Source organism: Nostoc sp. FACHB-190 (assembly GCF_014696905.1).
Classification (GTDB): Bacteria; Cyanobacteriota; Cyanobacteriia; order Cyanobacteriales; family Nostocaceae; genus Nostoc_B.
In genome coordinates, this window is the sequence record NZ_JACJQW010000079.1 from 1 (window position 1) to 13,339 (window position 13,339).

The following is a 13,339-nucleotide window of genomic DNA, read 5'->3' on the forward strand; positions in this document are numbered from 1 at the left end:
GAGTTAATCTAGCCACACCCTGATTCCTTGCGCCGCGCCTCAAAACGGGTTTTATCCTGATTCTTTATCTTCCCACTAATATGGTCTGTTTATTTCCGCCGACCTGTACTAGTTTATGACTTCCTAGAAAATTTTCGATGTCAAATAGCATTGCTCCCTCTTGCAATTCCAGTCAATCTATTAATAAACTTTCTTCAGATTGAGGATAATGATTATTTTCTTTCAATCTAATTGCAGTTTCATCAGAATTCCAAATTACTTGGAAATCATCCTCTGTTTTGCATCTTCTCGTGGAATTATTGGAAATTGAGCCGATTTCTTTTTCCAGTATCCAATAATGTCTAAAAACAGCATGATGACAGTCCATATAACATGTCTCGTCAATTGCGATAGATTTTTTCCCACTAGGAGAAACAAAGTCAGTTCTACATCCTGCTCCAAAAATAAAAATTACTACAAACAATTGAAAAATAAATAAAGTTAAGGGCATTATCCCCAAGAATTGAGGTATAGACAATACGAATTTTAACCACCGAGACAAATTTGATTTAAAAATTAGGATAACTGCTGTAATAGAAATAATTAGGACTAAAATCGTCAAGAAAAAACTACTAAATGCTCCTCCTCTGAGTGAATATTTAGTATTTCCCGATAACCAAATCAAGGAAATCAAGGATATAAAACCGAATATAGATAGTATGTATATGTAGAAAGTGAGACGATTTATAGGAAAAATATTGATATTCTTTTGAGTATTCATATAGAAAATTTTCGTGAAAATATATAAAAAATCCAGAAAACCAAGTTGAAGATATTAGCTATCATCAAATATAATTCTGATAATAGTCACAGTTTTTTGGTAGTCAAACCAGAAGGAAGCAATGCCTAAATCGTTGAAATCTGGGGCGTTTACGCCATATTAAAGCAATGATGAATACTCGATAAAGAGGAAAATAGTAGTAGTTTATGACTTCAAACGATTCGCAGTGAGGAAAACGATCGCAATCCCCAGCGTATAAGCAACCAAATCTCGCCAGTCGAAAGTAGATCCAATTGTTAAATGAGCTAGATGGGAGTTTCGCCAGCCTAAAATATCAATGAGATTAAGAAACTGAAGCAACTCAATCAAGTAGGCAAAGATAAGAGTTCCAATAGTAACCTTCCGTAGTGGAATTGCAATAAAAGCATGAACAAAGTAAGCAATCACCATGACAATTAAAACGTCGCCCAGTAACGGTCTAATCCAATCATCTCGGAAGAAGAGGGCAATTATCACAACTATTGCAAATAGAATCGCAAACAGGGTGAAAGAGGTAGGATTAAATCTCAACCACTTGAGATTAGAAAATTGTTTAGGCACGATTGATTTCCTGGTTTTGATTCGCCAGGATTGTAACATTGTTCTTTAAAATTGGACTAAATTGATGAATCCAATTAGTGAATTAGTGTGGCAAAGTCTGCTGAGTGGCGACATACAGTTAGCAGATTTGATTTGTAGTCTATTGCGATCGCAATTAGTGACAGTTGCGATTCCCTTTGATAAAAGCAGTTTTAGGGATTGCACTGCATTTAACCCCTGGAGAACCAAATCCACTATATTGATCGAAACTTCCTTGAACCTGCAAATCTGGGGGAAGCTTGGCAATGCTAGTTTTGTACAAGAAAAGGTTTCCGTCAACCACCATTGCATTGGGCAGTTCTTCAATGTACGTACCGCTAATAGTTAGGTTGCCTTTGACGGTTAGTTGATTGGGCAGTCGTTTGAGATTGCCTTCCAGGGTAACGTTACGATTTATGATGCAGCGTCCTTCTTGCTCGATCGCGCCAAATTTTTTCAGGCTTCCACAAGGTGCGGGGGTAGCCGGTTGCAGCAGATAAATTCCAAACACCACCAAGGGAAATATGAAAAGCAGCGATGCGACCGGGGAGCCGCTACGCGATCGCCATCTTAGTTTTGGGAACATTTGAGCTAATAAATCCTAATTTAGGTTAACTTAATATCTTGCACATTTACGTATACATACAGCAAAATCGAAAATCTGGGCGATATAGCTACAGTATTTTTGTTTGCTTTTAACGATAAATTAATACTTTTAGCTTTATGCTGAGTATTTAATCTCACCATTTTTTGGGTGGAAGATGTGAGGAGTATGTCACTGGAAAATCCAAGTCCTTTAGCGATCGCGTAGCGGCTCCTACGGAGCATCGCACTCACCCTTTGGAGTATTGGGTTGGTGTCTGAGCAGAACCTCATCGCTTGGGCTGATGCTCAGATTCTGGCGATTGAAAAGCCTGCTGATGATTTACTGGAAATTGCCACTAAAGGTGCGAAAGTATGCATCAAACAAGGGTTGATTGAAACGCTTCCAATTGCCCTTGGCTACTCAGAGGAATTTTTTATTCGAGCTTATTTGTTGGATATCGAATGCGATGGCTCAACAAAATCCTTCATCGCTTGGGTTGCTCACAACTGCTGTGGGAGTACGGAAATACCTGAAGCTGTACTAGGGTATCATCTAGAACATTTATACTGTGATCGTGAGGATGTTGATGCGGCGATCGCACTGCTACGGGTTGAACTTCCAAAAATCATGCCTCGTTGTGAATCCTTTGCTACTATGTTTTTGGAGCAAGTCTCTGGGTTAGAGCTATGCATTTAACCGCCCATCAAACTGCAATGATTGAAGTTGCTAGGGAGATTCGTTTCGCGTTGGATCGCTTGAAATACCTCGATCCGCAGGGAATATGTTTGACAATAGACTTAAATCCACCGCTTGGCTCAATGGCGATTCTACAAGCATTGGAAATTCAGCTACCATTCGCCTATGCTGCTTTTTTGCTAGAGGTGGGAAATGGAGGGTGTTGGGATTGTGCCGAGCGCGACTGCTGGATGACAATTGATGAAATCATGCAGCATAATTGTGCTGAGTTATGGCATCAGTCACCGCCTGATTTCGTTCGTCAATTTCTGGCAACAGGAAAGCAATCTGATGCAGTCGAGTTACCCTATCTCCTGAAAATTAACGCCCTTCCAGGACTATTACGAATTGGGTTGTATCCTCCCGAACAAGACACTTACGGGTTATTTCTGACACAAGAAGGACATGAAGTAAAAATTCAAATCTGCTTACAACCGTTGTTGACCTATGTTGTGATGGAACGCTATGCGCCGAAGCAATGGTTACAAATGCATCTCAATTTTTTAAATAATGAGATTTATGAAATTGAAAAATCGATCTCAATCTTGAATTCTCAGCAAAGTCCATATCTTCTTTTCCAAAAATATTTAATGGGTTTGTCCGAGGCTAGGTTGAAGCAGTTTATTGAAAATTGTCCCGCAATTCCTTTAGAAAGAAAACGAAATTTGCTAGATGAGATATGGTAGACCTAGTAAAACCATTATAGTACTTTCTGTATAATATATCTAACAATTATTATTAGAAACAATTTGATTATATGAACCGCAAACAATTATACTGGGCAAAAGACTATACTTATGAAGCTAGACAAAAAAAGATTGGTTGGCTAAATGAAATAATTGAGTCACTACATGAGCAACCAGAATTAGGAAAATATGAAGACGATGAAGACTCAGAAGAGCTATTTACCCAGGAAACTATCACAGTTGCTCAACGTTTAATGAAATTAGTTATCCAAGAGGAGCCGAATAAACAGGATATTCGTGAATTATATATATTGCTGAAAATTTATGAACATATTCGTAACTCCGCTTGGTACGATATTTGTAAATATGTGGAAAAGTGGCATTGGGTAGTAAATAGTTGGGAAACATTTCAGAATGTAATTGAATTAGATATCTGGCATGGTTGTGAGTATCAACGTTATTCAATTAAAGAACCATTAATTGCTGAGGGTAAATTTACTATAGGTAACTCTTATATCGGTCAGCCCGCTCATATTGCATTCAAATTAGAACAGAATTTAGAGAACAATCAGATTAAAATTATTTGGCAAATTCCAAATGAGACAGATATTATTGACGAATATATTTCAGAGTCGATCGAAGGAATTATCGATGGGCTGATTAAATATTCTCATCTAGAAAATAAAGCTTTTTCATCCCTAAAAATTACTGTCTTTAATGGCAGTTATCACGAATCTATCTGTAGTTGCTTTGATTATCGTATGGCTGCTCGTATCGCTTGGAGGAATGCTTTAGAAAATGCTGAATTCATACCTCTTTAATGGTTAAGGTTGGAGAAATTCAAGCATTTAATCATTATTACAGCATTTTTCACCTATTTGAACCAGTTGCTGGATGAGAGATAAGCATGGAAAAACCTTTGTTCTAATTGATGGGTATACACTAGCGATCGCACAAAGCGATTCAGGTGTGTTATTCTCTGGTCGCCACAGTCGCAAAGCTATAACCCGATATGACGATTCGCTCCTAATTCAGTTTTTGGCGCGTCATGCCCATCATGATACTTTTTGGCAGTGCTTTCAGGCGCGTGAAATGTACGAGAATGAGGATAATCGCTTCTTTGTCAGGAATTGCCAGCAGTTGATTCGCTATCCCAGTTGGAAATTACCGCAAGTTTATCAAAATTGGGCGATTTGGGAACTGATCGATCAGCTGTTTCAAAAGCATGGCGAGTCTTACAATGAACCGATTTGTTTATGGCATCCGGGAAGTTACTATCCGATGTATGGTATTCCCTATGACACTGCATTGAAGGTGATACAGGTTGCGCGGAATTGGAGGAATCTGCAAGAAATTGAGGGAATTGAACTGCTCAATGAAACCCAGTGGAATTTACGCTTTGCATCTGCTGTGAGTCCTACTCACTCTTTACTAATTCCCCAGATTTTATCTGAGATTGAGGAAGCTGCTAGTATATATCTACTATTTTTTGAAGAAAAAGCACGCTTATATACACCCAATCAGGTTGCTGCAATTAGATATGAACTGCTGCATCAGATGGCTATCGCCAACCTACTCAACCGTGAAATCTCAGCAGAAATTCTTGCTCGTCTAGTTGCTTATCCAAATCTGCAACGCTGCGTCATTCAAGCTGAAAAGCTATGGCGCTATTTAAATGCTGCTTCTGTGAGCCAAGAAAAAAATAGTTTGTGTTTAGATTGGATGTTTTTTGATCCACCACTACCTCAACCTGACTTTCATCAGCTTTGCTTACAGCATTTTCAAAAAGCAAAATTGCAGTACCCGTATACGATTCCCTTTGAAGGCGATGGGAAGCAGTATCGACTCGTGACAGGAAATGTGTATCCCAATGCGATCGCCTTGTTAACGGTTTTAGAAATTACAATGACGATAAATGCAAATGCCTTATTTACCAACGTGAATGAGCCGACGTACCTAGAGTTAGTTGTCTGGGCTTCGCTGGAATCCTGCTTACCTCCCGTCGAAGATTGGGAAATGTCTGTTGATTGGAGAGGAAGAGAAGATGAGTTGCTCACTTTAGGAACAGATCCTTCCTTGCCTAAAGCTGAGTTTTTCTTGAACTGTTTAGCATCTCACCTGGCAAGACTCTGGCAAAATGGGGAGCGAACGGCGTTGAAACAAGGATTGCTCCCTTTGCAAAGTTATTTCCCTAAAGAAACCTACTTTCTCTACTGTCGAGGTCAGATGCTACTATCCGGGGAACTCCGATTTCACTATGGGGAATGGTTTGATGGGGGATTCCTCCGGCTTTTTCGGGCAGAACAAGGGGAGTCTTAACAATTCAAAATTCAAAATTAATGGCGATGGCTAGGAGGGCAAGGTGTATGGATTGCAAAGCACTAATTTACGACGCGGTAAGGAAACAGGCGATCGCACCAATATACCCCCATTCTTTGGTGAAGTGGGATATTTCCCAACAACCCCGGATAATTGAACAAATCGAGTTACCCTATGATTTTGAATCAGTACCAAGTATTGTTTTGTTACCGGATGGGGAAAGGTTTGCTGTGGCTCCTTCTGAGGTTACGCCAGAATTTGGGATTGAGATTCTTCGCTGGGATGATTTGTCCGTTTTGCAACGAGTTGACTTACCCCATGCACCCTATGAGGAGAATTCCCAGGAGGATGAGTATTATGGACATGGTAAATGTACTCATATTTCCTGGTTAGGATTAACACCTTGCCAGGGCTATTTATTGGTTGGTGAGGGTTGGGGAGATATTTATCTAGTTAATTTAGAAAGCGGTGAGCAGATTCGTTGGTTGCGTCGTTGGCGAGATTATAATGCTGCTTTTGCCATCGATCCACAAATGCAGTTTCTCATTGTTAATTCTGTAGACATGGATGAGTCCCATCAGTTTTACAGAATTGACAGTATGCTTGAGGATAAATTAACCTATTTGGGGGAATATTCAGGTGGTGTGCGTTGTCATCGTGGCAACTTGAGTTTTAGCCCAGATGGTCAGCGTCTGGCTTATACTGCATATCGATATCAAGGTGTTGATTTATTAAGTTTTCAGCTTGAACGCTCGATATTAAGCACTTTATCCCCGCAAACGCAGGAACCACTCAATGAAATATGGAAAAAATGGGAAAAATCGTCACAATATCGGGAGAAAATGTGGGGTCAATTCTTTCGGTTGTACCATGACCATGATGGATTAAATCCTTGGCAAAGTAATATCGTTTGGCTGGGTAACAACAGGTTATTGTGTGGTGTAGGGCAAATTCTGGCAGTGCTGTCAGCTCAGACAGGGGAAATAATCAAAACCTATGACGTAGATGCAGTAGTTAATACTTTGGTGTTTGATTACACATCTTTCCAAGCTATTGTTGCCACCAAGCAAGGGATAAAGGTGGTTGCGATCGCCTAATCAATGTAGCGGGAAAACCCATGATAACAAGTGAAGACATAACTGGCGGTGATTGAGATGGGTGTTTTCGAGGTGAGTAAATGTGGGAAGTTCAATATCTGAATGCAGAGTTACTCGATCTCAAACTTTGGGGCGAAGGCTGTCGCCTGTATCAGATTCGCCAAATGGGTGATGATGAGATTTGCTTGATTCAAAGGGATGATAACTGGCAAGTCGTTTACACCGAGCGTGGTGCGGTTCAACAACTGCTGTTTGAATTTACCGATGAGGCGGAAGCTTGTGAGTTTATGTATCAGGAGATTAAGAGAATCAAGCATCCCCATCTTGTGGGATTATTTCCCACTGATGATGAGGCAGAGCAATTGTGTCAGGTGTTGACTCAGTTACAAATTCAATTCTCTCACGACCCGCAAGGAAGGGTGAGAGTATACGATCAAGACATTTTTACAGTGGAGCGTCACTTTGGTTGCCAATTACCCCTGCGAAAATGGTTGACTGTTCCCGAACGAATTCACGTTACCCTCGCTCGATTGCGAAAATTCGATCCATACAATCGCTATGCCCAAATCACGACTAATCCGCCAATTGCTTCTGAAGCAAAGTTGAGCGCGTTAGAAGCACAACATGGAATTAAACTGCCTGAAGTTTACAGAACATTTTTGCTAGAAGTCTGCAATGGTGGCAATTGGGAACGGCTAGGAAATTACTGGTCGGCTGAGGAAGTTATGGCAAACAATTCTGCCCAAGTATGGAATCAGCCTTTACCTGAGTTCCTCGCAAAGTTGAAAGCAGCAAAATCGAGGGATTGGCTCAAAAATCCAGGAAATCAGCAATATCCAGGGTTGTTACGAATTGTCGATGGGGATAATCCTGTGCGGGATTTGTTTCTCACCCAGGAAGGATACGAGGTGGAAATTCAGGGGGATTGGATTCGTTTTTGTGAGTTTTCCCCAGAACAATGGCTCAAGGATTTTCTAGATGATATTCAATATGGGTTATCTACAATTGAAGGATTACTAGATTTTCTTCGCTCTGGGGAATTAATTCGAGATTATCCATACTTTCATTCTGTGAATTTTGCCAGACTCCTTGCAGAAACCATCGGAATCGATATCTCTCCTGAACTCACAAATGAGCAAGTGAAGATGAGCAGTGAAATAGATTATAAAATCAACCAATGGCGAATTAAGAATATGGCAATGGTGGTTGAGCACAGTCTGCATCAGGAGAACCGCAAGTTACCTTCACAGGTATAAGTAAAATTCCTATTCCTAATATAAGTATCAATTGTTTCATTGTGACCGTTTACTAGTATTGCTTTTAATGTGTTCAAAATTACTATACATATTCTGCTCGCATAGTTTTATATGGATAATGTTTAAGTCGCTCGCCTGTAAAAATTGGTTATTTTCAGATGGTAGTAGACAGAGCAGTAGTTTCAGTGGTGCAGGGGGGAGAACGGTAGTGTAGAGATACATTTTCTTAGCTCTTAAACATCTCCTGTCTACTGGTTCATCAATCCTTAGTATCTACAATTATGTGCGACTTTGACAAAGGCTTCATTTTATGCACTTGCGAGGACAAAGAAAAACTCATTGTGCATAACAAAAATTCGAGGCGATACAAACAGGAGCAAGCAACGACTCCCAAGGTGTATCGATGGTATTTATCTACATTTAAAAGATATAGAAGCGACGACGAGCCGCTGATGGAAGGGCTATACGAACTTCCTGCGGCGGATATAGGCAAAGGACTAACGGACGATTGGGTTTTGCTCAATCTCAATTACAGAAATTGCTTTGATGTTGACTATACACCCCAAGAGGGCGATAACCTTGTCATCCAAGATGCTCATAAGAAATGGGTTTATCTATCTTTTATTTTCCAAAATGGAAACTGGGAAAGAGGACATTACAATCCATTTGATACTATCCAAACTTTGAGCATGAACGGAGAAGTAAAACAAGTAGGTTCCCATTGACGGAGAACGGTAATGTGGAGATATATTTTCTTTCTCCTCATAAGGTTTCTGCAATTCTAGCCAGAACCTTATACCAGTATTGGTTCTAAAGTATCACCTATACTTAATGTATAATTTATTTCTGGATAATTAAAATTGACAACTTCATTCTCTTGCTTTTTTAACTTATAAAAAGCCTCTCTTTCTTCATCATTTGCCACTCTTAGTAAGTTACCATTAGTTAAAAATGGCAATCCATTTTTGAATTTTATAAATGTCTTTGATTTTTGATAGGTAAGCCCTAACCATCGATTTGTGCCAAACTTTGTAATCTCATTTTTGGAAATATCTAAAATAATTTTATGTACAAATTCGCGATTGGTTTTTAATGAGAATAATATTAAAGAGTTGTTTGGTAAGCTTATTTCAAATTCCTCTGAAGTAGCCTTACTCTTTATTTTTAATTTTCTTAAAGCATTGGTTGATAAGTTCGATGCATTTTCATAACAAGAAAAAAGAGCAATGAATGAATCATCCTCTAAGTCCATATCCAAATCAGAGTGATAACCCATCTTATAATATTCTCTATCATAGACTTCAATTAATGCATTATTAAACTCAAAGGGCTTTATTTTTGTCTCTTGTTGAATTTGTTTATTTAATTTTTCTATGATGGTATTATGTATTTGAGTAAAATGAGATGCTGGGTTTTTGTAATTAGTGGTTTTTCTAACAATTGGAATTCCCCGCTCTTCACTTTTAACTAATACGCCACCTTTTCTTCCTTTGTTAATATCTTCAAGTTCAATTAAATTAGTTAGTAGCTCAAATATATTGTCATCAATGTCCAGTCTAAAAACATAAAAATCTTTTGTCTTCATAGATTTTATTTATTTTATTAGTATATAGGTCTTTGATAATCTCCTAGATTCATACTGAAATCAACTTTTCCATAATCTACCATTTTTTCAGTACAGTTTTCTTCATAGTAAGTTTCTTTCAAATCTTGTTGTTTAGATTCTGTTATTGCTTCTAATTTAATTAAATCTTTATTTTCTATAATATAAGTTTGATTATTAAAATACACCGCTTCTACATTTGAACAACGAGCCACATAACCTAGTCTAGTAGGTATTTTGTCACTATTCAAAATAGAAGGTTTTACTTCATGAGTATAATATCTATTAGTAGACAATGGAATGATAAATACAGAATTTGGATATAAGACAACTGTAAATTCTTTTTCTAGATTTGTATCTATAATTGTTGATTTTAATTTAAAATGCAGTGCTGCTAATCCGCTTATATTTTTGTTGCACCAATCGTATCTATCTTTAATTGAAGGTTTTAGATGTTGAAAACCCTCTCGATCGTAAAATGTACAAAACGCAATCAATGCTTCTTTTGGCATATCTTTAGTTTTGTCAGAGTGTGCTTTTATTTTTGCTTTACTTTTTTTAAGAGTTAATTCATCTCTGCTTTTATTTTCGTAAACCTGAGCTAGTACGTGATTTAGTTTTATTTTTCGCTCAAAGACATCTTCTGCTGCATGGTTTATTGCATTCATTATTTTGTAATCTGTAGCGCGAAAGTTATCAGTAGGTCCAGTAAAATTACTAGAACATCTTAAAAGTCTGAAGTAAAGTCTTTCTTTTTCTACATATTCACTATTTATTTCTTTAGTTACTTCCGTAAGATATATACCTTTTCTCAAGGCGATTCCAGGCTTATTAGATTCTGTTAATTCTTGAAAAGTATGTTCAGTTTTTATCATATTGAAGTAATCTGTGTCATCATTAAATAATTGTCTATAATAAACGCCAGCTTGACTTATAATGATAGGTACCTGACCAATCTTAATCATTTTTAAACTTGGGTTATTTAGCATTTCATAGTTAAAAGACAATTCTTTTATAATGTATATATTTAAGCAAGTATTACTTAAACTACTAATATCACCGCAAGCAAATAATTTGTTTATCTGTAAATTCATGTTGATATCAGATAAACTTTTGATAACTGTACCACAAAAGTTTTTAAGTAAATAATTTAATTCATGATTAGCCTCTGTATTATTTGATAAATCTAATAGAAATAATTTTGTTTTAGAAATTTTATTTTCAGTATTATTCATTTTCATCATAATTTCTGCAATATTCTGTTAAACATTACAAACGGTCTATCTTGCAATCTTGCATTCCACGACAATCTTAACGCGAGTAATTTGCGAGCAAATCCCCGTCTGCGAAATTGCGAGAATGTAAATAGAGCAATTACAAGTTGCTCTGCGATGCTCCTGCGGAACCCGCAACGAATCATCTGCTGGCTTTTCATACCTCCGCAACTTTTCACCAAGTATTACAATAAGTAGTATGTTAATGCTACACTAAATTTATTCGATTGAACTTGAGTTATGCGAACAATTGTAGTTGGCGATATTCATGGTTGCTATACAGAACTGCTTCAACTATTAGCCAAAGCAGAAATTACAAAGGAAGATTGTTTAGTCTCCTTGGGGGATATTGTCGATCGCGGTGCTGATTCAGTCAAGGTGTATGATTTTCTCAAAAATCGCCCCAACACTATTGTATTAATGGGTAATCACGAACGCAAACATCTCAGGCAAACTCTTTCCTACTCCCAGCCCGAATTTCTCACGTATGGTTAGCGGGTGTGGAGAGTGTGGGGAGTGTGGGGGGAAAGATTTTTTCACCATTCTCCCACCCCTCCCAACCTGGATTTCTCTCTTGTGAGAAATCCAGGCCAGGAAATTGTCAAATTACAATTTGGCGACAGCTATGACGAATTTTTAGAATGGATTAGCCATCTACCCTATTATCACGAAATCGAATCGGCAATTTTAGTTCATGCTGCGGTGGAAGATGGTATACCCATCGAGAAACAAAGGGAAGAGGTTTTATGTGGTTGCACTGCGGGTGAAAAGCATCTGGCAAAGCACTATGGAGATACCTTTTGGAGTCAGTTATATACAGGTGTTAAGCCAGTAATTTTTGGTCATCGCGTTGTTGGAGATAATCCCCTCATAATTCCCCAAAAAACCTACGGTATTGATACTGGAGCCTGTCATGGTGGGACATTGACAGCCATAATTTTACCTAGTTTTGAAATTGTTCAAGTACAAGCAGGTGAACTACCTACACTGATGCTTCGCATACAGTGTAGGCTTCCTGTCCAACAGAAAGCGCAGTAGTGGATTTCTTGCGTCCTCCCTTACTACGACTTACATCTGGGCGACAGGCTTTATCCCCCGTTCCAGAGGTCAAAATTCGTGAGCCACTGCGTTGGACGGGTTCCCCGGCTTGAAGCAAGTGGCGTAGACCCTCATCTCTGAGGTTAATGCTTGCGTTCACATCCCTGTCGTGCCTAGTTTGGCAATTGTCACAAGTCCAAAATCTTACATCAAGTGGCAAACTACCAACTTGATTAAGACAAACATGACAGGTTTTTGAACTGGGAAAAAATCTATCAACTTCAAGATAAATCTTCCCTTCCATTTCTGCCTTGTATTTCAACATGGTACAGAACATTCCCCATCCAACTTGATGTATAGACTTGGCTAGTTTATGATTCTGCATCATGCCCTTAACATTAAGATTTTCAAGCACTATAACTTGGTTTTCGTTGACTATCCTACGAGATAGCTTGTGCAGAAAATCCTCACGGCAGTTAGTTATTTTTCTATGAACTCTAGCAACTTTATTTCTGGCTTTAATACGGTTATTAGAACCCTTCTGCTTTCTAGATAACTGCTGCTGTTTAAGTTTTAAATTCTTCTCATGTTTGCTGAGTATTCTAGGATTATCAAACTTAGAACCATCACTAGTAACTGCAAAGTGAGTTAATCCCAAGTCAATACCTATCGCTTTGCCTTCTGTATTTGCAGAAGGTTTGTCTTTACCATCATCAAAAAGAATAGCCGCAAAGTATTGATTAGAACAGTTTTTAGATATGGCTACAGTCTTAACTTTTCCCTCAATAGGTCTATGAATCATCGCTGTGACATCTCCTATTTTTGGGAGACTCACAGAATTATCAGTAATTTTGACATTTTGAGGATATTGTATTGACTGTTTACCATGTTTTGATTTGAATCTAGGATATTTAGCCCGTTTCTCAAAAAAATTATTAAAAGCTACTCCAAGATTCAAGCAAACTTGTTGCAAGCATTGTGAGTAAGTTAGCGATAACCACTCATATTCTTTTTTTAACTGGGGAATTATCTTTTTAACTTCGTATCCAGATAACCCCTTACCAGTCTCCTTGTATGTCTGGTTCATCAAGTTCAGGCAATAATTCCATAACCAACGACAACTACCAAAAGCTTGTGCTAGTGACTGCTGCTGTTGGGTGTCTGGATATAACCTGACTTTGACGACTCTTAACATATTAGAGTAAACAACGTTTGCTATAAAAAAGCATAACATAGAAATTGCTAGTTTCCTCCCATTGGTGACAAGTTAAGGAAAAGGAGAAATTGTCAAGTGTGGTATTTGCAGTGGTCAAAAATCGTGTAAAACTCAATCTAGACAAGTAATTGAGCGATTGATAACAGCCATG

At 38.1% G+C, this 13,339-nt stretch carries 16 protein-coding genes; 9 read left to right on the forward strand and 7 right to left on the reverse strand.

Annotated features, from left to right (window positions below; genetic code table 11):
• Positions 1 to 172 precede the first annotated feature (172 nt).
• The 4 genes from H6G28_RS35275 to H6G28_RS35290 form a co-directional block, all read right to left on the reverse strand.
• Entirely contained in the window at positions 173 to 760 is a 588-nt protein-coding gene (locus H6G28_RS35275; protein WP_242048750.1) for a hypothetical protein, read from the reverse strand.
• Between the two features lie 204 nt (positions 761 to 964).
• Complete coding sequence (locus H6G28_RS35280; RefSeq protein ID WP_313934721.1) at positions 965 to 1,360, reverse strand: ribosomal maturation YjgA family protein; 396 nt, start codon at positions 1,358 to 1,360, stop codon at positions 965 to 967.
• Between the two features lie 154 nt (positions 1,361 to 1,514).
• A complete protein-coding gene (locus H6G28_RS35285; RefSeq protein WP_190595121.1) occupies positions 1,515 to 1,964 on the reverse strand; it encodes a hypothetical protein in 450 nt (149 codons plus the stop codon).
• Between the two features lie 20 nt (positions 1,965 to 1,984).
• The gene (locus H6G28_RS35290; RefSeq protein WP_190595127.1) at positions 1,985 to 2,206 is read right to left on the reverse strand and encodes a hypothetical protein; all 222 of its coding nucleotides are present in this window, start codon (positions 2,204 to 2,206) and stop codon (positions 1,985 to 1,987) included.
• 28 nt (positions 2,207 to 2,234) lie between these two features.
• Between H6G28_RS35290 and H6G28_RS35295 the strand changes: the two genes are divergently transcribed.
• From H6G28_RS35295 to H6G28_RS35325, 7 genes are all read left to right on the forward strand, one after another.
• Positions 2,235 to 2,660: a hypothetical protein gene (locus H6G28_RS35295; protein WP_313934720.1), complete on the forward strand. Its 426-nt coding sequence runs from the start codon at positions 2,235 to 2,237 to the stop codon at positions 2,658 to 2,660.
• The gene (locus tag H6G28_RS35300) at positions 2,651 to 3,385 is read left to right on the forward strand and encodes a hypothetical protein (protein ID WP_190595120.1); all 735 of its coding nucleotides are present in this window, start codon (positions 2,651 to 2,653) and stop codon (positions 3,383 to 3,385) included. Before H6G28_RS35295 ends, H6G28_RS35300 begins: the two co-directional genes overlap by 10 nt.
• A 71-nt stretch (positions 3,386 to 3,456) precedes the next feature.
• Positions 3,457 to 4,206 carry a hypothetical protein gene (locus tag H6G28_RS35305; protein WP_190595119.1) on the forward strand — a complete coding sequence of 250 codons (750 nt, stop codon included), beginning with the start codon at positions 3,457 to 3,459 and terminating at the stop codon, positions 4,204 to 4,206.
• Positions 4,207 to 4,279: 73 nt separating this feature from the next.
• Positions 4,280 to 5,704, forward strand: coding sequence for a hypothetical protein (locus tag H6G28_RS35310; protein ID WP_190595118.1), 1,425 nt, complete (start codon positions 4,280 to 4,282; stop codon positions 5,702 to 5,704).
• Between the two features lie 47 nt (positions 5,705 to 5,751).
• The gene (locus tag H6G28_RS35315) at positions 5,752 to 6,801 is read left to right on the forward strand and encodes a WD40 repeat domain-containing protein (protein WP_190677850.1); all 1,050 of its coding nucleotides are present in this window, start codon (positions 5,752 to 5,754) and stop codon (positions 6,799 to 6,801) included.
• Positions 6,802 to 6,881: 80 nt separating this feature from the next.
• Positions 6,882 to 8,057 (forward strand): SMI1/KNR4 family protein, encoded by a 1,176-nt coding sequence (locus tag H6G28_RS35320; protein ID WP_190677852.1) that lies wholly within the window; start codon positions 6,882 to 6,884, stop codon positions 8,055 to 8,057.
• A 281-nt stretch (positions 8,058 to 8,338) separates the two neighbouring features.
• Positions 8,339 to 8,782, forward strand: coding sequence for a hypothetical protein (locus H6G28_RS35325; RefSeq protein WP_190677853.1), 444 nt, complete (start codon positions 8,339 to 8,341; stop codon positions 8,780 to 8,782).
• Positions 8,783 to 8,850: 68 nt separating this feature from the next.
• On the opposite strand, the gene H6G28_RS35330 is transcribed toward H6G28_RS35325, so the two are convergent.
• Both H6G28_RS35330 and H6G28_RS35335 read right to left on the reverse strand, forming a co-directional pair.
• Entirely contained in the window at positions 8,851 to 9,642 is a 792-nt protein-coding gene (locus tag H6G28_RS35330; protein WP_190595237.1) for an alpha-ketoglutarate-dependent dioxygenase AlkB, read from the reverse strand.
• A 17-nt stretch (positions 9,643 to 9,659) separates the two neighbouring features.
• Complete coding sequence (locus H6G28_RS35335) at positions 9,660 to 10,895, reverse strand: hypothetical protein (RefSeq protein ID WP_199331703.1); 1,236 nt, start codon at positions 10,893 to 10,895, stop codon at positions 9,660 to 9,662.
• A gap of 279 nt (positions 10,896 to 11,174) precedes the next feature.
• Between H6G28_RS35335 and H6G28_RS35340 the strand changes: the two genes are divergently transcribed.
• Entirely contained in the window at positions 11,175 to 11,429 is a 255-nt protein-coding gene (locus tag H6G28_RS35340) for a metallophosphoesterase (protein ID WP_242048782.1), read from the forward strand.
• A gap of 81 nt (positions 11,430 to 11,510) precedes the next feature.
• Complete coding sequence (locus H6G28_RS35345) at positions 11,511 to 11,972, forward strand: metallophosphoesterase family protein (protein WP_242048780.1); 462 nt, start codon at positions 11,511 to 11,513, stop codon at positions 11,970 to 11,972.
• Here the strand turns inward: H6G28_RS35345 and H6G28_RS35350 are convergent.
• Positions 11,917 to 13,167 (reverse strand): RNA-guided endonuclease InsQ/TnpB family protein, encoded by a 1,251-nt coding sequence (locus H6G28_RS35350; protein ID WP_190595242.1) that lies wholly within the window; start codon positions 13,165 to 13,167, stop codon positions 11,917 to 11,919. The two genes, H6G28_RS35345 and H6G28_RS35350, sit on opposite strands and share 56 nt — an antisense overlap.
• Between the last annotated feature and the right edge of the window lie 172 nt (positions 13,168 to 13,339).

Coding starts and splice junctions, on each gene's coding strand:
- H6G28_RS35335 (WP_199331703.1), bottom strand. CDS start 10,895: ATGAATAATACTGAAAATAAAATTTCTAAAACAAAATTATTTCTATTA.
- H6G28_RS35330 (WP_190595237.1), bottom strand. CDS start 9,642: ATGAAGACAAAAGATTTTTATGTTTTTAGACTGGACATTGATGACAAT.
- H6G28_RS35290 (WP_190595127.1), bottom strand. CDS start 2,206: ATGCTCCGTAGGAGCCGCTACGCGATCGCTAAAGGACTTGGATTTTCC.
- H6G28_RS35305 (WP_190595119.1), top strand. CDS start 3,457: ATGAACCGCAAACAATTATACTGGGCAAAAGACTATACTTATGAAGCT.
- H6G28_RS35300 (WP_190595120.1), top strand. CDS start 2,651: ATGCATTTAACCGCCCATCAAACTGCAATGATTGAAGTTGCTAGGGAG.
- H6G28_RS35340 (WP_242048782.1), top strand. CDS start 11,175: ATGCGAACAATTGTAGTTGGCGATATTCATGGTTGCTATACAGAACTG.
- H6G28_RS35325 (WP_190677853.1), top strand. CDS start 8,339: ATGTGCGACTTTGACAAAGGCTTCATTTTATGCACTTGCGAGGACAAA.
- H6G28_RS35315 (WP_190677850.1), top strand. CDS start 5,752: ATGGATTGCAAAGCACTAATTTACGACGCGGTAAGGAAACAGGCGATC.
- H6G28_RS35350 (WP_190595242.1), bottom strand. CDS start 13,167: ATGTTAAGAGTCGTCAAAGTCAGGTTATATCCAGACACCCAACAGCAG.
- H6G28_RS35310 (WP_190595118.1), top strand. CDS start 4,280: ATGAGAGATAAGCATGGAAAAACCTTTGTTCTAATTGATGGGTATACA.
- H6G28_RS35275 (WP_242048750.1), bottom strand. CDS start 760: ATGAATACTCAAAAGAATATCAATATTTTTCCTATAAATCGTCTCACT.
- H6G28_RS35320 (WP_190677852.1), top strand. CDS start 6,882: ATGTGGGAAGTTCAATATCTGAATGCAGAGTTACTCGATCTCAAACTT.
- H6G28_RS35285 (WP_190595121.1), bottom strand. CDS start 1,964: ATGTTCCCAAAACTAAGATGGCGATCGCGTAGCGGCTCCCCGGTCGCA.